The 20,679-nt window shown below is 71.0% G+C and carries 12 protein-coding genes and 1 pseudogene; 5 read left to right on the top strand and 8 right to left on the bottom strand.

Annotated elements, in window-relative coordinates; translation table 11 throughout:
- Nucleotides 1-88: 88 nt before the first annotated feature.
- The 6 genes and pseudogenes from ABTX62_RS25115 to ABTX62_RS25090 form a co-directional block, all read right to left on the bottom strand.
- Entirely contained in the window at nt 89-1,444 is a 1,356-nt protein-coding gene (locus ABTX62_RS25115; protein ID WP_352118314.1) for an ABC transporter substrate-binding protein, read from the bottom strand.
- Nucleotides 1,445-1,531: 87 nt separating this feature from the next.
- Nucleotides 1,532-2,827 carry a sugar ABC transporter permease gene (locus ABTX62_RS25110; protein WP_502998011.1) on the bottom strand — a complete coding sequence of 432 codons (1,296 nt, stop codon included), beginning with the start codon at nt 2,825-2,827 and terminating at the stop codon, nt 1,532-1,534.
- A complete protein-coding gene (locus ABTX62_RS25105) occupies nt 2,824-3,603 on the bottom strand; it encodes an ATP-binding cassette domain-containing protein (protein WP_352118313.1) in 780 nt (259 codons plus the stop codon). The genes ABTX62_RS25110 and ABTX62_RS25105 overlap by 4 nt, the downstream gene beginning before the upstream one ends.
- Nucleotides 3,604-3,618: 15 nt before the next feature.
- Nucleotides 3,619-4,701, bottom strand: coding sequence for a substrate-binding domain-containing protein (locus tag ABTX62_RS25100; protein ID WP_352118312.1), 1,083 nt, complete (start codon nt 4,699-4,701; stop codon nt 3,619-3,621).
- A 314-nt stretch (nt 4,702-5,015) separates the two neighbouring features.
- Nucleotides 5,016-7,259 (bottom strand): annotated as a pseudogene (locus ABTX62_RS25095) (SpoIIE family protein phosphatase); the annotation flags it as partial.
- Nucleotides 7,260-8,379: 1,120 nt separating this feature from the next.
- Nucleotides 8,380-9,438, bottom strand: coding sequence for a lytic polysaccharide monooxygenase auxiliary activity family 9 protein (locus ABTX62_RS25090; protein WP_352118311.1), 1,059 nt, complete (start codon nt 9,436-9,438; stop codon nt 8,380-8,382).
- A 719-nt stretch (nt 9,439-10,157) separates the two neighbouring features.
- Here ABTX62_RS25090 and ABTX62_RS25085 point away from each other — a divergent pair.
- The 5 genes from ABTX62_RS25085 to ABTX62_RS25065 all read left to right on the top strand — a co-directional run bounded on the left by ABTX62_RS25085 (nt 10,158) and on the right by ABTX62_RS25065 (nt 14,744).
- Nucleotides 10,158-11,150: an ABC transporter permease gene (locus ABTX62_RS25085; RefSeq protein WP_352118310.1), complete on the top strand. Its 993-nt coding sequence runs from the start codon at nt 10,158-10,160 to the stop codon at nt 11,148-11,150.
- On the top strand, nt 11,144-12,016 hold the full coding sequence (locus ABTX62_RS25080) for a carbohydrate ABC transporter permease (protein ID WP_352118309.1): 873 nt from the start codon (nt 11,144-11,146) through the stop codon (nt 12,014-12,016). The genes ABTX62_RS25085 and ABTX62_RS25080 overlap by 7 nt, the downstream gene beginning before the upstream one ends.
- 44 nt (nt 12,017-12,060) lie before the next feature.
- A complete protein-coding gene (locus ABTX62_RS25075; RefSeq protein ID WP_352118308.1) occupies nt 12,061-13,716 on the top strand; it encodes an ABC transporter substrate-binding protein in 1,656 nt (551 codons plus the stop codon).
- A gap of 76 nt (nt 13,717-13,792) precedes the next feature.
- A complete protein-coding gene (locus tag ABTX62_RS25070) occupies nt 13,793-14,473 on the top strand; it encodes a YesL family protein (protein WP_352118307.1) in 681 nt (226 codons plus the stop codon).
- A 1-nt stretch (nt 14,474) separates the two neighbouring features.
- Entirely contained in the window at nt 14,475-14,744 is a 270-nt protein-coding gene (locus ABTX62_RS25065; RefSeq protein ID WP_352118306.1) for a Beta-galactosidase C-terminal domain, read from the top strand.
- Here the strand turns inward: ABTX62_RS25065 and ABTX62_RS25060 are convergent.
- Nucleotides 14,690-16,672, bottom strand: a complete 1,983-nt coding sequence (locus ABTX62_RS25060) for an alpha-glucuronidase (RefSeq protein ID WP_352118305.1) — start codon at nt 16,670-16,672, stop codon at nt 14,690-14,692. The two genes, ABTX62_RS25065 and ABTX62_RS25060, sit on opposite strands and share 55 nt — an antisense overlap.
- 20 nt (nt 16,673-16,692) lie before the next feature.
- The gene (locus ABTX62_RS25055) at nt 16,693-20,490 is read right to left on the bottom strand and encodes a GH92 family glycosyl hydrolase (RefSeq protein WP_352118347.1); all 3,798 of its coding nucleotides are present in this window, start codon (nt 20,488-20,490) and stop codon (nt 16,693-16,695) included.
- Nucleotides 20,491-20,679: the final 189 nt, after the last annotated feature.

The following is a 20,679-nucleotide window of genomic DNA, read 5'->3' as shown; positions in this document are numbered from 1 at the left end:
TCACCGTCGAGTTGCCGAGCGGAACGGAACCGTCCTCGCCCGGCGGGGTGCCGGTGGGCTCTCCGAGCGGTGCTGAGGGGCGGCCGGGTCACTCGCCGCGGTACTTCGCCGCCGCGGCCTGGGCGAGGTCCTGTGACTTCTCCAGGGCCGCGTCCACCGACTGGTGACCGGCGATGGCCGCGGCGATCTGCTCGGAGACCGCCGTTCCCAGCACGGCGAACTCGGGAATGCCCAGGAAACCGATGCCGTCGTAGGGGCGGGGGGCGACGCCGGGATCCTTCGGGTCGGCGGAGTCCGTCGCGGCGCTGTACTCCTGCCGGTACCAGGCACCGGCCGCCTGCCGGTACTCGGGCTTCTCGTAGAGCGACTTGCGGTTCCCGGCGGGCGCCGAGGTCCAGCCGACCTCCTCGCCGACCAGCTCCTGGTACTCCTTGGAGGAGGCCCAGGAGATGAACTCCCAGGCGGCGTCCTTGTGCTCGGCCGCCTGCTGGATTCCCCAGGCCCAGGTCCACAGCCAGCCGGCCTTGTCGGTCCGTTCGTGCGGGGCCTGGACGTAGCCCACCTTGCCCTTGACCGAGGAACTGTCGGCCTCGACCGACGAGGCCAGCGAAGTGGCGTCGTACATCATGGCGCACTCGCCCGCGACGAAACGGTCCAGGATCTCCAGCACCCCCATCCGTTCGGCGCCGGGCTGGCCGTGGGTGCGGAGCAGGTCGACGTAGAACCCGACGGCCTCCCTGAACTCGGGCGCGGTCAGGCGGGCGTTCCAGTCCATGTCGTACCAGGTGCCGCCGAAGGTGTTGACGACCGTGTTGATCGGGGCGAGGTTCTGGCCCCAGCCCGGCAGGCCGCGCAGGCAGATGCCGCTCGCGCCGTCGGCGCCGTCGACCTGCGCGGCGAGGTCGGCGACCTGCTTCCAGGTCGGGTTCGGCGGCATGGTCAGCCCGTCCTTGCGGAACAGGTCCTTGCGGTACATCAGAAAGGAGCCCTCGCCGTAGAAGGGCTCGGCGTAGAGCTTGCCGTCCTCCCCGGTCAGCGAGGACGCCAGGTTCGGGAAGACGTCGCCCTGGTCGAAGTCCTTGTCCGCCTTCACGTAGGAGTCCAGCGGGGCGAGCCAGCCGTGGTCCGCGTAGATCGGCACCTCGTACGCGCTGACGCTCGCCACGTCGTAGTGTCCGGCCTGGGTCGCGAACTCGCGGTTCATCGTCTCCCGCGCCTCGTTCTCCGGCAGGACCGTGTAGTCGACGGTGATGCCGGTCTCCGCCGTGAAGTACTTCTTGGTGAGCTTCTTGAGGGTCTGCACCTGCGGCACGTCCGTCGCGAGCACCCGTAGCCCGGCCTGCTCCTCGACACCGGAGACGTCGACGTCACCGCACCCGGCGAGGGCCAGGCCGGCGGCGGCCGTGGCGGCCACGGCGGCCAAGGTGAGGCGGCTGCGTTTCATGGCACTCCGGCCCTTACCCGCCTTTGCCGTTTATTAGACATTTCATGACAAAAGGGATAACAGGCGTCTCTTGGTGCAAGTCGGGGCTCACGGCCGGCCGTGTCTGGCCTGGGCCCGCCGCGACAGCGCGTCGGCCGCCACGGCGGCCAGCAGCACGCCACCCGTGATCATGAACTGCACGGCGTCCTGGACCCCCAGCAGCGCCATGCCCGAGGCGATCGACTGGATGACCACCACACCGAGCAGCACCGACCAGGGCGACCCTCGCCCACCGAACAGACTGGTCCCGCCGATGACGGCCGCCGCGATCGCGTTGATCAGCAACATCCCGGAGCCGGCGGCGCGCGCCGTCGTGGGGCTGGCCGAGGTCAGCCCCGACGCCACGAAAAGACCGCCGACCGCGGCCAGTGTCCCCGACACCATGAACATCGCGACCCGCACCCGCTCCACGCCGATGCCCGCCCGGCGCGCCGCCTCGACCCCGCCGCCGAGCGCGTAGACCCGCCGCCCGTGGCGGGTGCGGCGCAGCAGGTAGTCCGAGACGACCAGGACCACCAGGAAGATCAGCAGCGCCAGCGGCAGCCCCTGGAACCGGTTGAGGGTGTGGGCCGCGGCGAAGGCGACCACGGCGAGCAGACCGGTGCGCAGCCAGATGTCACCCGCGGGCCGGTAGGGCATCCCGGCGGCCCGGTAGCGGCTCTGCCGGCGGCGGGCGGCCAGAAAGTAGCCGGCCGTGCCGAGCGCCGCGACCGCGTACGCCGCCAGGTCGTCGCCGAAGTGCCGGCTGGTCAGGGAGGCGACCAGGCCCTCCTCGTCGATGTTGATCGTGCCGCTCGCCCCCAGCAGGTAGAGCGTCAGGCCGTTCCAGATCAGCAGCCCGGCCAGCGTCACCACGAACGCGGGCACGCCGAGCCAGGCGAAGAAGGCCCCGTGGAAGGCGCCCACGGCCGTCCCCGCGGCCACCGCCACGATCACCGCGAGCCACTCCGGCACCCCGTGGTTCACGTTCAGCACGGCGAAGGCGGCCCCGGCGAGCCCGCTGACGGAACCCACCGACAGATCGATCTCGCGGATCAGCAGGACGAACACGATGCCGACGGCGACCAGGCCGGTCCCGACGATGTCCACGCTGAGGTTGGACAGGTTGCGCGGCGAGAGGAACTTGTCGTCCAGGCTCTGGAAGACGATCCAGATCACGAGCAACCCGGTGATGACCAGGAACGGTCCCCGCTCGCCGTCCCCCACACTGACTCGGATCCCCCGGACGTACTCCCGCAGGCCGTCCCCCCGGCCGCGGGCGCGCTGCTCGCCGCCGGCGTTGACCGGCCCCGCGCTGCCCGGCTCGGACGGTCCGCCGTCGCGTTGCGTCCCGCCGCGGCTCACGGCCAGGCCTCCTCGTCCCCCTTCGTGCGATGGGCGACGGCGTTGTCCGCCGCCCCCGTGACGGAGGAGATGATCTGCTCCTGGGTCACCGTGCTCACGTCGAACAAGCCGTTGTTACGGCCCAGCCGCAGTACGGCGACCCGGTCCGCGACGGCCTTGATGTCGCCCATGTTGTGACTGATGAGGATGATCGCCATACCCCGGTCGCGCACCTCCTCGATCAGGTCGAGCAGATGGCTGGTCTGCTCCACGCCCAGGGCGGCGGTGGGCTCGTCGAGCAGCAGCACCTTGGGGGCACCCATGAGCGAGCGGGAGATCGCGACGGCCTGCCGCTGCCCGGCCGACAGCGCGGCGACCGGCATCCGCACGTCGGGGATGCGGATCGACAGAGCGCGCATCAGGTCACGGGCACGGCGCTCCATCTCGACCTCGTCGAGGATGCCCACCCGGTCGATCTCGCGGCCGAGGAACAGATTGCCCACGACATCCAGGTTGTCGCACATGGCGAGGTCCTGGTAGACGGTCGCGATGCCCAGGGCGTGGGCGTCGTGCGGGCGTTTGATCTGCACCGGCCGACCCTCCCACTCGATGACGCCCCGGTCGGCGGGACTGATCCCGGAGATCACCTTGACCAGGGTGGACTTGCCGGCCCCGTTGTCGCCCGCCAAGGCCACCACCTCACCGGCCCGGACCTTCAGGTCGACGTCCACAAGGGCCTGGACGCCCCCGAACCGCTTGGTGATGCCGCGCAGCACCAGCACGGGTGGATGGACCACGGAGAACCACCTCGCTCACCGGGTGAGCCCGGCCCGGTCGCAGGCCGGGCGGAGCTTCGGGGTGCAGATCTGGCCGAGCGTGTAGACACCGTCCCGGACGAGCGTGGGGACGATCGTCTCGCGCGTCACGGCCGTCGGGGTGAGCAGGAGTGCCGGGACGCCCTCGTTCGTGGGGCTGTCCACCGTCGTCGTGACCAGGGCGTCGATGTCCTCGCCACGCGCCAGGGCGACGGCCATCGCGGACGCCGCCTCGGTCTCCAGCCGGAACGGTTTGTAGACGGTCATGTACTGCTCGCCCTTGACGATGCGCTGCACGGCCTCGAGGTCGGCGTCCTGCCCGGTGACCGGGGGCAGCGGCGAGACACGGGCGCTCTTGAGCGCCGCGATGACACCGGCGGCGATCGAGTCGTTGGCCGCGAGCACCCCGTCGATCCGGTTCGGGCCGAGGTCGCTGATCGCGGCGGACATGTGGTCGTTCGCGTTCTCCGTACGCCACCCGAGGGTGTTGTACGACTTCAGGATCCGGGCCTCGTCCCGGAGGACGGACCGGGCCCCGCCCTCGTACCAGGCGGTGTTGGGGCTGGACGGATCCCCGTTCATCATGACGACACCGCCGCCGTCGGCCCTGGCGCCCATGCCCTTGAGGAGTGCGCGGCCCTGGAGCCGGCCGACCTGGCCGCCGTCGAAGCTGACGAAACCCGACACCGGGCCCTCGGCGAGCCGGTCGTAGGCGAGGACCGGGATGCCCTCGCGCCGGGCCGCCCGGACCGAGGAGCGCAGGGCCTTGGGATCGACGACGTCCAGGATCAGGGCCGAGACGCCCCGGGTGATCATGGAGTTCATCTGCTGCCGCTGGCTCGCCGCGTCGTTCTCGGCGTTGGCGTACACGACCGTGCAGTCCGGGCACAGCTCCTTGATCCGCCTCTCGATCAGGGGCTTGTCGGACTTCTCCCAGCGCGGCACGGCCCGGCTCGGCAGCAGCAGCCCGATGGTCAGGCCGTCCCCGCTCTCCCCGCCGCTGTCGGAACACCCCGCCAGGGACACGGCGAGCACGACCGCCAGCAGCCACGCGGCACCACGCCGGCCGGGACCACGCATCAGGCACCTCCCGGGTCGGGCCGGCCCTGGCGCGGGTCGCCGTGGTGGCTGGTGGTGAGGTTGCCGGGGTGGTGGGTGGCGGGGCCGCCGGCGCGGTCGGTGGCCGGGGTGCTGTCGCGGTCCGTGGCGGGGTCGCGGGCGGCGGCCGAGTCGCTGTCGCGGTCGGTGGCCGGGTCGCCGTCGTGGTCGGTGGCGGGTTCGCTCTCGCGGGCCGGGGGCCGGTCGTCGCGGTCCCGGCCCTGCTCGCGTGCCCTGCGGCGGTCGCGGTTGCGGCCCAGGCCCCAGGTGCGGTCACGGCCGAGGCCCCACCCGCGGCCCGGCCTGCGATCCGCCTCCGGCGCGGTCTCCGGTTCCGGCTCCGGCTCCGGCTCCTCATCGGGTTCCGCGTCCGGGTCCGTGCGGGTGACGACGATCTCGCTCCACACCTGTTTGCCACCGCCCACCGGCACCGAGCCCCAGGCCGCCGACACGGCCTCGACCAGGAAGAGCCCCCGGCCGCCCGTCGACTCCCAGTCCACGACCACCGGCTTGGCCGGCGCCCGGGGCGAGGAGTCGCTCACGGTCACCCGCAGCCGGTCCGCCGCCAGGGTCAGTTCCACCCGGACCGCGCCCTGTGTGTGCACCAGCGCGTTGGTGACCAGCTCCGACACGACCAGCAGCGCGGTGTCGGCCTCGTCCGTGATGCCCCACGAACGCAGCGTGCGCGCACTGAACCGGCGTGCGTGCATCACCGCGTCCGGCAGCCGCCACACCACCCAGCCCGCCCGCACCGGCCGTACCCGCATCCCGTCGTAGCGCAGCAGCAGCACCGCCACGTCGTCCTCACGGCGCCCGGCCTCGCCGAGCAACGCGTCGGCCATCCGTCCCGGGTCCGCGGGATCGGCCGCGGCGAGTGCCTGACGCACGAGCCGCATCCCCTCGTCCACGTGGAGATCCGCCGACTCGACCAGGCCGTCCGTCACCAGCGTGAGCACCGAGCCCGGGGCCAGCGCCAGCGCCGTCAGGGGGAACTCCGCGTCCGCGAGGACGCCCAAGGGGAGTCCGCCCTCGACCGCGATCTCCGCGGTGCCGCCGTCGGGGTGCCGCACCAGCGGGGCCAGATGCCCGGCCCGCACGAACAGCGCGTTGCCCTCCTCCATGTCCAGCTCGACATAGCAGCAGGTGGCGAACAGGTCGGTCTCCATGCCGACGAGCAGCCGGTTGGCGTGCGCGACGACCACGTCCGGCGGATGCCCCTCCACGGCGTAGGCCCGGACCGCCGTACGCATCTGGCCCATGATCGTCGCGGCTCCGGCGCTGTGCCCCTGCACATCCCCGATGACCAGGGCCACCTTGCTCTCCGACAGCGCGATCACGTCGTACCAGTCGCCGCCCACCTGGAGTCCGCGGCGGGCGGGCAGATAGCGGGCCACGGCGGTGCCCCCGGGCAGCTGGGGGAGCCGGCGAGGCAGCAGGCTGCGCTGGAGCATCGTCGCGAGTTCCTGCTCGGCGTCGTAGGCGTGCGCGCGTTTCAGTGCCTGCCCGACCAGCCCGGCGGTCGCGGTCAGCAGAGCCCGCTCCTCGGGGGCGAACTCGTGCGGGGTGTCCCAGCCGATCAGGCACACCCCGGCCACCCTTCGCTTGGCCGGCAGCGGCAGCACCGCCAGCCCCCCGGGGCCGATCCCCGCGAGCCCGGGTTCCAGCACGGAACCCGTCGGCCACAGGCTCAGCCGCCCGTCCCGCAGCGCCGCCTGGAGCGTGGGCAGGGCGGTGACCGGCGCGTCGGGCCACTCCGAGCGCCATTCACGCCGCCACAGCTCCGGCCAGGCACCGGGACCCGGCGGATCGAGCACGGTGACCGCCAGCCGGTCCTCCAGCAGCTCGGCGAGCGCCACCCGGTCGGCACCGAGCGGCTCTCGCAGCGCGGCGATTACCACACGGCTGACGTCCCGGACGGTCATGGCGTCGTCCAGCGCGGCCGTCAGCCACTGGATCCGGGCCACGTCGCTGGCGCTGCGGCGCAGCACGGGGGCCGCCGTCACCACGCCCAGCACCCGCTCCGGGGCACCCTCGGGCCCCTTCAGCACCCGGCAGCTCAGCCGCAGCCAGCGCAGTTCACCGGTCGGGCGGCGGATGCGGAACTCCAGCTCACGGCGGCCCGGCGTCTGCGCGGACGGTTCGATGACCGACATCAGGGCGGGGACGTCCTCCGGGACACTGCACGAGAGCAGGGTGTCGGTCTTGCCGTCGAAGCCGCCCGCGGGGATGCCGACGAGTTCGAGCAGGGCGGAGTCCGTCTCGACCAGCCCGGTGCCGGGCGACAGGGCGAAGGAACCGACCCCCATGGCGCGCAGGGCCGGATCCAGCACCGGTGAGGGGGCCGACCGGTCGGCCTCGCCCCGCAGCCGCTCGGCGACGGCCTCGGCATACCGCTCCAGGAACTCCCGCTGCTCGGCCCCGAACCCCTCCCCGGCCTCTCCCACGACGAGGAGACAGCCCAGCCACCCGCCGCCGGCCCCCAGCGGCAGCGCCCCGAGCGGGACGGAGGCGGCCGTGCCTTCCTCCCGGCCGACGGGCATCGCAGCGGCGCGCCACACCGGCCGCCCCCGCAGATAGGCCTCGGCGACGGGCGAGCCGTCGCCGCCCGTGCCCGACGGGTCCGGGGGCGCCGGGGCGTTGGCATCCCGGGGAGTGGGAGAGGGCGATGAGGCGGCAGAGGGTGGTGAGGCGGAAGAAGGTGAAGAGGCGGGGGAGCGCGTACGGTCCGGAGTGGGGTTCGAGCCCGGTCCGGGAGGAGTGCCCGCCCCCGAGCCCGGAGCCCCCTTCGCGGCAGTTGTGACCACACGCCCCGGCACCTCGTAAGGCGGCTCGGACCCGGCCGCCGCCACCTCCGTCAGCCCGAGTTCCGTGCCGTCCTCGCACCGCACGTACACCGCTGCCAGGGCCACCCCGGCGAACGCCAGCACGCGCGCCCGGGCGGCGAGCTCCGGCGTGGGACGTGACGGACCGGTGCCTCCGTTTCCCGGCGCCCGAAGGTCCGGGACCGCGGCCCGGGCATCGCCGTAATGGGGCATGTTCCGCATCCACCTCCCGTCCATGCCGCAGCCACCGGCAGGTGGGAGTCCCGGAACTCAGGTGATCGACGACGCGGGCACGGGAGCGGCTGCGCGGCGTCGCGCCTCCCATGGTGGATCCACGCCGCACATGAGCGGCAGGGCACCCTCCAACAGAATCGCATACCTTGATATCTGTGACATATGGGGCGAACGGCCGGGTTCGGCCGACGGTGCCCGACGGGTCCCGGCGTCCCACCCCACCGGCTTCCGCCGCGCCCGGGCCGGGCGCTGCTGCGGGCCCCGGCCTGCCCTCGCGCGCCCGCCGGATCGGCCTGCCCTCGCGCTCCCGCCGGATCGGCCTGCCCTCGCGCGCCCGCCGGATCGGCTGCGGCTCACGTGCTCCCGCCGCATCGGCCGCGGCCCTCGCGCCCCCGACGGATCGGCCACCGCCCTCACCCCCGCACCCCGGTGTCGACCGGTGCCGCCACGGCCCCCGCACCATGGCGTCGAACCGCGCGGTCAAGATCCCGGCGAGGGGGCCGGGCCGGTGTGCTCCGGCCGCACGCCGTCCTGCGGCACCTGCCGTGCCGACGGGCCCGGTCACCGGACCCTTCCGGTCACCGGGCCCGCCGTGGGGGACGGTTCAGCCCACCCGGCAGGGCAGGCCGCTCGCGCTGTCACCCCCCGGCCCGGAGACGACGTAGCCGAACGTCGTGCTCTTGCCCGGGGCGAGGGAGCCGTTCCAGTCGGTGTTGTGGACCATCACCGCCTGGCCGTTGTAGGTCGGACTGCCGCTCCACAGGCTCTCGACCTTCTGGCCCGACGGGAGGGTCCAGTCGACCATCCAGCCGAGCATCGGGACCGTGCCGGTGTTGGTGACGGTCACCTCGGACTGGTAGCCGCCGTTCCAGGTGCCGGTGGTCTTGCGGGTGGCCGTGCAGGTGCCGGGCACCGGCTCGGACGGGGTGCCCGGCTGCTTGATGCCGGTCACCTCGCCGTTGCCGCCGTCGAAGACCACGTCGGAGCAGGAGTAAAAAGTCTCCTGGCTGTCGGAGCGCTGCCAGACCATGTAGATGATGTGGCGACCCGACTTGTTGTCGGGGAGCTTCCCGGCCCAGGAGTAGTTGGCCTCGACCGTGCCCGGTGAGCCGTTCAGCGGCGGGTGGTCGACACTCAGGAACGGCCGCTCCTCCATGTCGTTCCAGGTGAGCGTCTTGGTGGGGTCGAAGCCGTCCTTGGTGATGTAGACGTAGAACCAACCCGGGTGCGCCGCCCAGGCGTTGTACGAGAAGTCGACGGTCGCGCCCGGGGTGAGATGGGTGAGCGGCCAGTCCTTGCTGGGCGTGTTGAACCCGGTGAAGTTGGGGTTGCCGCCGCTGCACAGCTCGCCGTCCGGTACGAAGCCCCGGGTGCGGCCGGCGCCGTCCGAGCGGAGCACCGAGAACCAGTTGTAGAACGGCGTCGTGCCGCTGACCTGTTGCGCGCCCCGGCACGCGGGGTTCACCGGCTTGATCTCGCCGGTGTCGGTCAGTCCGTCCTGCCAGCACAGGAACGTACGGCTGCCGGGCTTCATGGGGGTGCCGTGCGCCTCCGCCTCACCACCGGCCGTCATGACCAGGCCGATGGCCGGGATGGTGACGAGGAGGGAGAGCAGCACCAGTAAGAGGGCTCTGGCCCGGTGGGGGAGCGCTGATCGTGGCATCGCGGATCCTCCCGGGCGACTTGTCGTGATCATGACAGCATCATCCGTTCGTGGGGGTACGGGCCTGCGGATGTGTGTGCACGGATGCGCGGGGTGGGGGCACTCGAGGGCGGGTTCCGGTCCACCGCTATGGGAGCGCTCCCACCCCGCCTGTTGCGGAAGGTAGCGTCAGTCGGCCCGGTTGTCTACGGCCGGCACACAGGGTCCTGTTGCGCATCTCGGCTACGAGAGGACCGGTGCTCCGGTGCTCCATCGGGGGCCGGTACTCCCGGTGGTCCATCGAGGGCCGGTACTCCCGGCGTTCCGCCGCGGGCCGGTACTCCCGGCGTTCCGCCGCCGAACGCCCTGTCCCCCAAGCCGGCGGTGCCGTCGTGCGAACAGCGCGCCGTCGCCATCCCCGTCGCAGTCCCTGCCCCCCATCCCCGTCGCAGTCGTCCCCGTCGTCATCCCCGCCACCCGGCTCCGTCGGAGCCGGGTGGCGCGCGGGCGCGGCGGCCCCTCGCAGGAATCGGCCGCATGACAGAAACTTGCGGCGGTCCCAGGGGGGTTGATCCCCGGTGGTCACCGCCCTCGACGGGGATCCATCCCGGAACAGGCGCCCCGTACGACTCGCGCGGTTCCCATTGACAGCGCTTTCTGCTGCGCCTAAGTTGCCGCGAGTTACCGGTAAGAGCTCGAAAGTTTCGGTTCCGTGTCCCCGCTCACGGGAGGCCCGAGCAATGAGCACCTCCACCACACCGGCCCCGCCGGGCACCCAGGATCCGCCTGCGGAGCGGGCCGCCCCCGAGCCCGGCGGGCGGACACCCGCCCGGACCGGCTGGCGGCGGGCGCTGCGCCGCGACTGGCAGTTGTACTCACTGGCGATCCTGCCGCTGCTGTTCTTCCTGGTGTTCCGCTATCTGCCGATGATCGGCAACGTGATCGCGTTCCGGCGCTTCGAGCCCGGTGGTTCGCCCTTCGGCGAGGAATGGGTGGGCCTGCGCTATGTGCGGATGTTTCTCGGCGACCCCACCTTCTGGCAGGTGTTCCGCAACACCCTGTGGCTGGGCGGCCTCACGCTCGTCTTCTGCTTCCCGATCCCGATCGTGCTCGCGCTGCTGCTCAACGAGGTGCGCCGGCGTTCCCTGAAGCGGTTCGTGCAATCGGTGTCGTATCTGCCGCACTTCCTGTCGATCGTGATCGTCGCGGGCATCACGATGCAGATGCTGGCGAGCGACGGCCCGGTCAACCACGTCCTCGGGATGCTCGGCCACGAACCGGTCCGCTTCATCCAGGAACCCGAGTGGTTCCGCACCATCTACGTCGGATCGGAGATCTGGCAGACCGCCGGCTGGGGCACGATCCTCTACCTCGCCGCGCTCACCACGATCGACGAGGACCTGTACGAGGCCGCCCGGATCGACGGCGCGGGCCGCTGGCGGCAGATCTGGCACGTCACCCTGCCCGGCATCCGCCCCACCATGATCACGCTGCTGATCCTCAACGTCGGCACCTTCATGGCGGTCGGCTTCGAGAAGGTGCTGCTGCTGTACAACCCGCTGACCTATCCGACCGCCGACGTGATCTCGACCTACGTCTACCGGGCCGGTGTCGAGTCCAGCAGCTTCAGTTACGCCGCCGCCATCGGCCTGTTCGAGGCGATCATCGGCCTGGTCCTGATCACCTCCGCCAACACGCTCTCGCGCCGCACAGTGGGGACCAGCCTGTGGTGAAGCCGAGCCGTTCCCACCGGGTTTTCCAGGGCGTCAACGGCGTGGTTCTCACGCTCGTCGTGCTGGTGACCCTCTACCCCTTCGTCAACATCATCGCGAGGTCCTTCAGCGGGGAGCGCCAGATCCGGGCCGGTGAGGTGGGCCTGTGGCCCAAAGGGTTCAACCTCACCACGTACAAGATCGTGTTCCAGGACTCGATGTTCTGGCGCACCTACGGCAACACCGTGTTCTACACGGTCGTGGCGACGGCCATCGCCATGGTCCTGACGACCTGTTACGCCTACGTCCTGTCGAAACGGCACCTCAAGGGGCGCGGCGTACTCGTCGGCATCGCCGTGTTCACCATGTTCTTCACCGGCGGCCTGATCCCGAACTACCTCCTGGTCACGAGCCTCGGCCTGAAGAACAGCGTGTGGGCGATCGCCCTGCCGAACGCCATCAGCGTCTTCAACCTGCTGGTGATGAAGGCCTTCTTCGAGAACCTGCCGACGGAACTGGAGGAGGCCGCGCAGATCGACGGCCTGAGCACCTACGGCATCCTGCTCAGGATCGTGCTGCCCCTGTCCAAGGCGGTCGTGGCGACGATGCTGCTCTTCTACTCGGTGTCCTTCTGGAACTCCTGGTTCAGCGCGTTCCTGTACATGGACCACTCCGACCTGATGCCGGTCACCGTCTATCTGCGCAATCTCATCGCCGGAGCCACCGCAGGCGCCAACGCGGGCGCGGGCACCGCGGAGCTCAGCCAGGTCGGCGCGAGCATCCAGGCGGTCACCATCGTCCTCACCGCCCTGCCGATCCTCCTCGTGTACCCCTTCGTCCAGCGCTTCTTCGTCTCGGGCGTGATGCTCGGGGCGGTCAAGGGCTGACGCCGCACCACCCCTCAACTGGTCTACGGAACAAGGGAGTTTCCGTGAAGAACACAGGGCAGCTGTCGCGGCGTCAGATCCTCGCCGCCGCCGGGTCCATCGGTCTCGCCACGGTCACCGGCTGCGGCGGCGGGGACGGCGGCGGCGACGGGAAGGACCTGTCGAAGAAGCAGGACGGGGCCATGAAGAACTACCGGGCCGGACAGCGCTTCAAAGCGGCACGGCCGCTGTCCTTCTCGGTGCTGCACAACAACAACCCGGTCTACCCGATGAAGGACGGCTGGCTGTTCTGGAAGGAGCTGACCCAGCGCACCGGTGTGACCCTCAAGCCGGTCGACGTCCCGCTGGCCGACTACGAGAAGAAGCGCAGTGTCCTCATCGGCGCCGGCGACGCGCCCTTCCTGATCCCCAAGACGTACCACCCCTCCGAGGTGGCCTTCGTCTCCTCGGGCGCGATCCTGCCGGTCAGCGACTACGTGAAGCTGATGCCCAACTTCCGCGACAAGGTGCGCAAGTGGAAGCTGGAGCCCGAACTCGACTCGATCCGCCAGTCCGACGGCAGGTACTACCTGCTGCCCGGCCTGCACGAGAAGCCCAAGTCCAACTACTCGCTGTCCTTCCGCACGGACGTCCTCGACCGGCACGGCCTCCGCCTGCCCACCACCTGGGACGAGGTGTACGACGTCCTCAAGGCCCTGAAGGAGGAGCACCCCGGCACCTACCCCTGGACCGACCGCTGGAGCACCAACACGCCCTTCCCCTGCGGCGCGTTGTTCAGCTACCTCGGCCAGGCCCACGGGGTCAAGGCGGGCTGGACGTACGACAACATCACCTTCGACGCCGAGGCGGGCCGGTTCGTCTTCAACGGGGCGACGGACGGCTACCGCCACATGATCGAGTACCTGAGAAAGGTCGTCGCCGAGAAGCTGCTGGACCCGGAGAGCTTCGCGCAGCAGGACGAGCAGGCGGTGCAGAAGCTGCTGGCCGGGAAGTCGTTCGTGATCAGCGCCAATCCGCAGGAGCTGGTGCAGAACTACCGCTACAACCTGGGGAAGCAGGTCAAGGGCGCGACGATCGAGATGGTGCCGGTGCCGCTCGGCCCGGCCGGTCCCGTGGTGCTCGGCGGCACCCGGCTGGAGAACGGCGTCATGGTGTCCAGCAAGGCCCTCGAGAGCGACCACTTCGTCGCGATGATGCAGTTCCTCGACTGGCTCTGGTACTCGGACGAGGGCCAGAGGTTCTGCAAGTGGGGCGTCGAGGGCGTCACCTACACCCGCTCCGGCGGCCGGTTCGAGCCGAAGCCCGGCATCTCGCTCATGGGCTCGGACCCGGACGCGCCGAAGGACCTCCAGAAGGACTACGGCTTCTTCAACGGCGTCTTCACCTACGGCGGCAGCTGGGACCTGGTCTCCTCCTCGTTCGGCCCGGACGAGCAGAAGTTCCAGGACGTCATGGCCCGGCGCGAGGAACTGCCCATCGACCCGGCCCACCCCCTCCAGTCCTTCGAGCAGGAGCAGGCGACCCTCTGGGACACCCCGCTCAAGGATCACGTCATCCAGAACACCCTCCGGTTCGTCCTCGGCAAGCGCCCGCTGTCCCAGTGGGACGACTACCTCGCCGAGCTGAAGGCGAAGAACATGCAGCAACTCGTCGACCTGCACAACAAGGCGTACGAGCGGTACAGGAAGGAGAACGGGTGAACCGGGTCCCCGACACGCCCCGCGACCGGCCCGCCGTCACCCGGCCCCACCCGGCACCGGGTAGGGAGGTCACGGCGTGAGCACCGCACGGACCTCCGACTTCGGCACCGGCCCCCTCTCCCGGGCCTCCGCCCTCATCCACACCGTCCTCACCGTCGAGGCACTGCTGCTCCTCGCCGCCTCCCCGGGCCTGGCCGGGCTGCTCCTGCTGGGCCCCGACCCCGCGAACCTTCCCCTTGCGGCCCTGTGCCTGCTGCCCCTCGGTCCGGCCCTGTCCGCCGGGCTCTACGCCCTGCACCACCGCGGCCGCGACGTGACCGAGCTGCACCCGGCCCGGACCTACCTCCGCGGCTGGCGGCTCAACGCCGTACCGGCACTGAAGCTGTGGGCACCCCTGCTGGCCTGGCTGACGGTCATCGCCTTCACCCTCACGCACTTCCCCGCCACCGGCCTGCCCCGCTGGTGGGCGCTTCTGCTCGCCGTGATCGGCGCCGGCTCCCTCCTGTGGGGCGCCCACGCCCTCGTCCTCACCTCGCTGTTCACCTTCCGCGCCCGCGACACCGCCCGCCTCGCCGCGTACTTCCTGTGGCACGGCCACGCCACCCTCTCCGCCGCCTCCCTGCTCATGCTCACGGCCGCGTCGACGGCCCTGCTGACCGAGGCCCTGCCCGCCCTGCTGGCCGCCCCGCTGCTGCTGTCCCTGCTGCACGGCAGCCGGGCCGTGATCGCCGAGACGCGGAAGGACTTCACCGCATGACGTGGTCCTCGTCCCCGCCCTGTACATGGTCAAGGGGCCGGCGGTGGAGACCGCCACCCGGGTGGCGGTCGACGGCACCCGTCTGCTCTTCCTCCTCAACCACGCCCCGCGACCGGCCCGGCTGACCGCCCACGCCCCGGCCACCGACCTGCTCACCGGCGAACGGGCGGCCCCGGGCGCCCCCCTGGTCCTCGGCCCCCTGGGCGTGGCGGTCCTTCAGCAGATCCGCCGCCCTCGCGCGTCCGGCACCCCGGACTTGCGGAGGAAGTAGCTGTTGATCTGGTCGCGCCACTCGCGGGCACCGCGGAGCTGCTCCTCGTAGCGCTCGGCCACCCGCGCGTGGCGCCCCGGGTCGACGAGGTCCGCGAGGCCCGCCCACACCCGGCGGGCCTCCTCGACCTCCTCGACGCCCTCGAAGTGCGTGTCGTAGATGTGCTGGACAACGGTCTTCCCGCTCGTGAGCACATGCCCGTAGGGCACATGGTGGAAGAACAGCAGCAGCTCGTCGGGGCAGGTCTGCGGCGACTCGTACAGCTCGGACCACGGCTTGCCGTACTGCCCGGCGAAACCCGTGCCGGTCGTCGCACTGCGGTCGACGCCGATCCCGTCCCGGTCGGCGAAGTGATAGGTCCCCCACGGGCTGTACTCGTACCCGTCCACGCTCGGCCCGTAGTGGTGTCCCGGCTGCACCATGAAGCCCACGCCCAGGGGAGCGGTGTACTTCTCGTACGTCCGCCATGAACCGTCGAGCACGGCGTGCAGCCCGTCGGCCAGCCGGGCGGGGGCGTCCGGGAAGCTGAGCGCGATCCACTCGTCCAGCACCGCGCGCGGCTCGGCGTCCGGCTGCCAGGCCAGCCGCCCGAAGGTGTACAGGTTGGCCTGCGCCAGCGGATGCCCCGTCCAGAACGGGTCGTCACCGGCGTTCGACACGGCGACGAGCCCGCCCCGCGCCGACGCGCCGACCGCGGACCCGGGTGCGTGCCGGAAACGCAGCACCTCGCTCCACATCGGCCCCAGCCAGCACACGTGCCGTTGCTGCCCGGTGTACTCCTGGGTGGCCTGCAGCTCCACCGCCAGCCGGGTGCGCGGCATCGCCCCGATGAGCGGCGAGACCGGCTCACGCACCTGGAAGTCCATCGGCCCGTGTTTCACCTGGAGCACGGCGTTCGCCGCGAACGCGCCGTCCAGGGGCACGAAGTGGTCGTACGCGGCCCGGGCGCGGTCGGTCGTCCGGTCCCGCCAGTCCTGGCGGTGGTCGTAGACGAAGGCCCGCCAGTGCACCGTGCCGCCGAACGGCTCCAGCGCCGCCGCCAGCAGGTTCGCGCCCTCGGCGTGACCGCGGCCGTAGGCGGACGGGCCCGGCTGCCCCTCCGAGTCGGCCTTCACGACGTACCCGCCGAAGTCGGGTATCGCCTCGTACACCCGCCGGGTCACCCCGGCCCACCAGGAGCGCACGGCCTCGTCCAGCGGGTCGGCCGTGGGGAGTCCGCCGAGCGTGATCGGGGCGGCGAAGGAGACCGACAGGTGGGTGCGGATGCCGTAGGGCCGCAACGCCTCGGCGATCGCGGCCACTTCACCGATCCGGTCGGTCAGCAGACGCGCCTCGGTGGCGTGCACGTTGACGTTGTTCACGGAGAGCGCGTTGATCCCGCACGCCGCCAGCAGCCTGCCGTAGGCCCGCACCCGGCCGGGTTCGCCTCGTGCCCTGCCGTCCTCCCAGAACAGGGAGCCGCCCGCGTACCCGCGCTCCACCTGGCCCATGACCGGGTGCACGGCCACGTTGTCCCAGTGGTCGAGCATGCGCGGCGCGAGGGCGGGACGACGGATCTCCCGCGCCCACGTGCCGGTGAAGGCCGCCTCCCCGAGGCGCACGACGTGGAACAGCCCGTACAGCAGCCCGCGACCGCCGGAGGCGGTGACGGTCGTCGTGCCGCCCTCGCGCGCGGTGGCGAAGCCCTCGTCGCCGAGGCCGTCGGCACCGAGGCCGAGGACCAGGTCGTACGGGCCGTCGTCCGACGCGTCCCGTACGACCCGGCCCCCGAACCTCCGGCAGGCCTCCGCCACCTCCCCGTGCACCGTCTCCACCAGCAAACCCGATCCTCGGATCAGCGTCCGGCGGCCACCGATCGCCCGGAAGGCCGCGGGTGGCAGCCAGGCCGGGTCGACACCGTCGGGCAGGGCGGGCACGGGAAGCGGCATGAGACTCCCAACTCAGCTGCTCAGCTCAGCAGTTCGACCTCCGCCAGCGTCGCCTCGCCGTCGAGGACCAGGCGGTACTTCCCGTACGTACCCGGTGACGTCACCGAGAACGCGCGGGTCTGCCGGTCCCAGGCGAAGGATTCCCCGGAGCGCCGGTCCAGCGTCCGCCACGTCTCGCCGTCCGAGGAGCCCTGGAGCGTCCAGCCGGCCGGTGCCTTCGCCCGGTCCGTCGACGACGTCAGGGTGTACTGGAGCGCCTCGGCGCCCTCGCGGACCGGCAGGTCCACGGAGGTCACCGCGGCATCGGTCGCCGACGTGTCGTCGAACAGGACACCGTCGCCCTTCAGCAGGTCCGCCCGGGGCGTGGGCACCTCGTCGTCCTGGGTGATCGACACCGGCGCCGCGTCCTTGCCCGTGCCCCAGGACGACGGTCGCGAGCCCATGTCGAACTCCAGGACACCGCCCTTGGCGACCACCGAGTGCGGCAGCGAGGTCTTCGACCAGGTGCGGCCATTGACCTTCAGCCCCTGCACGTAGACGTTCTTGGCGCTGTTCCGGGGCGCCCTCACCACGAGCTCGCGCCCGTTCTCCAGATGCACGGTCGCCTTCTCGAACAGGGGCGAGCCGATCGCATACTCGCCGCTGCCCATCACCAGCGGGTAGAAGCCGAGCGCGGAGAACAGGTACCAGGCCGACTGCTCGCCGTTGTCCTCGTCGCCGTGGTAGCCCTGACCGATCTCGCTGCCCGTGTACAGCCGGGACAGCACCTCACGCACGTTCTTCTGCGTCTTCCAGGGCTGCCCGGCCGCGTCGTACATGTACAGGGCGTGGTGGGCGACCTGGTTGGAGTGCCCGTACATGCCCATCCGCACGTCCCGGGCCTCGGTCATCTCGTGGATGACACCGCCGTAGGAGCCGACGAACTCGGGGGAGGCCGTCTCGGGGGTGGACAGGTACGCGTCCAGCTTGCCGGCGAGGCCCTCGCGCCCGCCGTACAGGTTGGCCAGGCCCCGGCTGTCCTGCGGGGCGGTGAAGGCGTACCCCCAGCCGTTGGTCTCGGTGTAGTCGTGGCCCCACACCCGCGGGTCGTACGTCGAGGACGCGACCCGCCAGTCGCCCTTGGCGTTCCGGCCCTGGAAGAACCCGGCCTTCCGATCGAAGAGGTTCACATAGTCCCGGGCGCGGTTCAGGAAGTACTCCGACTCCTCCTTGTAGCGCCGCTCGCCCGTCTCCTCGTAGAGCTTTCGGGCCATGCGGGAGATGCCGTAGTCGTTGAGGTAGCCCTCCAGCGCCCAGGACAGGCCCTCATGGGTCTCGGTGCTCGTGTAGCCGAGGAAGGGGGAGGTGGTCATGCCCTTGCGGCCGACGCCCGAGTTCGGCGGGACGACCGTCGCGTTCTTCACGGCCGCCTCGTACGCCGCCTTGGCGTCGAAGTCCACGCCCTTGACGTACGCGTCCGCGAACGCCACGTCCGACGAGGTGCCCGTCATGAGGTCCGCGTAGCCGGGGGAGGACCAGCGCGAGGTCCAGCCGCCGTCCTTGTACTGCTGCACGAACCCGTCGACCAACTCACCCGCCTGGCCCGGCGTGAGGAGCGAGTACGCCGGCCAGGTCGTGCGGTAGGTGTCCCAGAAGCCGTTGTTGACGTACACCTTGCCGTCGACGATCTTCGCGCCGGTGTGCGTCGGGGTGTCCGGGTTCGGCATGGGGGAGAAGGGCGAGGCGTACCGGTACTCCCCGTCGACCTTCTCGAAGCCGGAGTTCGGGTACAGGTACAGCCGGTACAGGCTGGAGTACAGCGTCGTCAGCTGGTCGGGGGTCGCGCCCTCCACCTCGACCTTGCCGAGCAGCCGGTCCCACTGCCGCTGGGCGCTCTTCTTCACCGCTTCGAAGGACCTGCCCTCCGGGATCTCCTGACGGAGGTTGTCCCTGGCCTGGTCGAGGCTGATGAGCGAGGTCGCCAGGCGCAGGGTGACCGTGCGGTCGTCGGCCTTGAAGCGGAGGTGGCCCTTGACGCCGCTGGAGTCGCCCTCGGCCACCGGCTGGTCGAACTCGCCGTAGACGAACAGCCGGGTCGCGCCCGTCGACAGCCCGGACTTCACGTCCGAGTAGCCGGTGACGACCCCCTTGTCCTTGTCGAGTGTGAGCCCCGCCTGGTCCGTCACGTTGTCGAACAGGACGCTCGCGTCGTCACCCGGGTAGGTGAAGCGCAGCGCCGCCGCGTGGTCCGTCGGCGCCATCTCGGCCTTCAGCCCGTTCTCGAACCGCACCCCGTAGTAGTACGGCCGCGCGGTCTCGTTCTCGTGCCGGAAGGCCAGCTCGCGCGCTTCCCGGCCGAGGTCCGGAGTACCGGTGGCGAGCGACGGCATCACCTGGAAGGTCTGCCGGTCGCCCATCCAGGGACTCGGCTCGTGGCTCGCGCTGAACGCCTGGATCGTCGGCAGGTTGTCCGCGTTGTTCCCCCGCGCGTAGTCGTACAGCCAGCTCAGCGAACCGGCGTTGGTCACCGGCGTCCAGAAGTTGAAGCCGTGCGGCACCGCCGTCGCCGGGAAGTTGTTGCCCCGCGAGAAGCCGCCGCTGGAGTTGGTGCCGCGGGTGGTCACCGCGTAGTCCGACAGATGCGCCTTCGGCCGCTCGGGGGCGACGGAGGCGATGCTCACGTCGTCCAGCCAGCCGCGGAACTTCGCCGGGCCCTCGGGGGAGTCGTAGGCCACCAGGATCCGGTCCACGGTCTTCCCGGCCGCGACCGAGCCGATCCGTGAGGCCACGTCGTTCCACTGGTTGACGTAAAGGATCTTGGAGGCGCCCTGCCCCCGCGGGGTCAGCGGGAAGCCGTGCTGGTCGGTGGCGCGCAGGTCGCTCAGGTGGGTGCCGTCGGTGAAGGCCAGGTCGACGGAGACGTTCGTCGCGTCGTAGTCGAGGTCGCCGTCGGTCATCGACGGGAAGATCCGGTACGCCAGCCGCGTGTTCCGGCCGACGGCGACGTTCACGTCGTAGACCTTGTTGTACGAGTACGCCCGTCCCTCGGCGGTGTGCCGGCCGGCGTAGCGCAGCGCGCGCTTGCCCGTGAACCCGGCGCCCGCCTTGGCGGTGGGGGAACCGCTCGGCCCCCGGTCGACCAGCGAGAGCATGTCCGGCGGGGCCGGTCCGGCGCCGCCGCCCGTGGACAGCTGGAGGTCGGCGAGCTGCAGGATGCCGCCGCCGTTGTTCCGGGTGACCTCCAGCCGGAAGTGCCGGTAGTCGGCGGGTTCGGCCAGGTCGTAGGTCTTCGTCTGGAACCGCTCGGTGAAGGACTCGCCGGCACGGATGTCGAGCGTCGTCCACTCCGTGCCGTCGGCCGAGCCCTTCAGGGTCCAGTCCTCGGGGTCGCGTTCATCGGCGTCATTGGCCGAGGTCAGTGCATATCGCACTATTCTGACTGGTTTGTCCAGGTCGAACTCCACCCAGCCGGTGGGCTCGAAGGCCAGCCACTTGGTGCTCGGCTCGCCGTCGACGAGGTTCTCCTTCACCTCGCCACCGCCGGTGTTCTCGGCGCTGGCCCGGACGTCGGTGACCCGGTCGGTCACATGGCCCGGTATGCCGCTGCTGTAGCCGCCGTCCACTCCGGAGGCGCGCTTGCCGCCGCCGGGACCGGTGTCGACCGTGTTCGTCCACTCCGGAAGCGGGTCGTCCGCCTCGAAGGAGGACCTGAACTCCCGATCGGGTCTCTCGGGGGCCAGGGGCAGTGCGATCGCAACGCCCTGTGAAGCCAGGGCTAGAGCTAAGGCGGTCGCCGACACGACCGCCGAACCCCATCTGTGCCGAGCTTTCCGCTGTATCAACGGGTACCCTCCCTGCGCAGTGGACAACGTTGTCACCTTCGATGCGCAAGGACCAGTAGTTGCCCAAGTGGCGGAGAGTGTCAAGGGTGTTGCTGTGGCACCAGGGCGTGGTGTCCGGGATATTTCCGGCGGAGCACCCGCAAGCCGCTCATACTTCCGCGAGGTCTCAACTCGGATAAGACCCAT

It is taken from the genome of Streptomyces sp. NPDC096046, from assembly GCF_040303285.1.
In the GTDB taxonomy this organism is placed as follows: Bacteria; Actinomycetota; Actinomycetes; order Streptomycetales; family Streptomycetaceae; genus Streptomyces.
The sequence above is the reverse complement of the archived record's forward strand: the minus strand, read 5'-3'. Positions and strand labels throughout refer to the sequence as shown.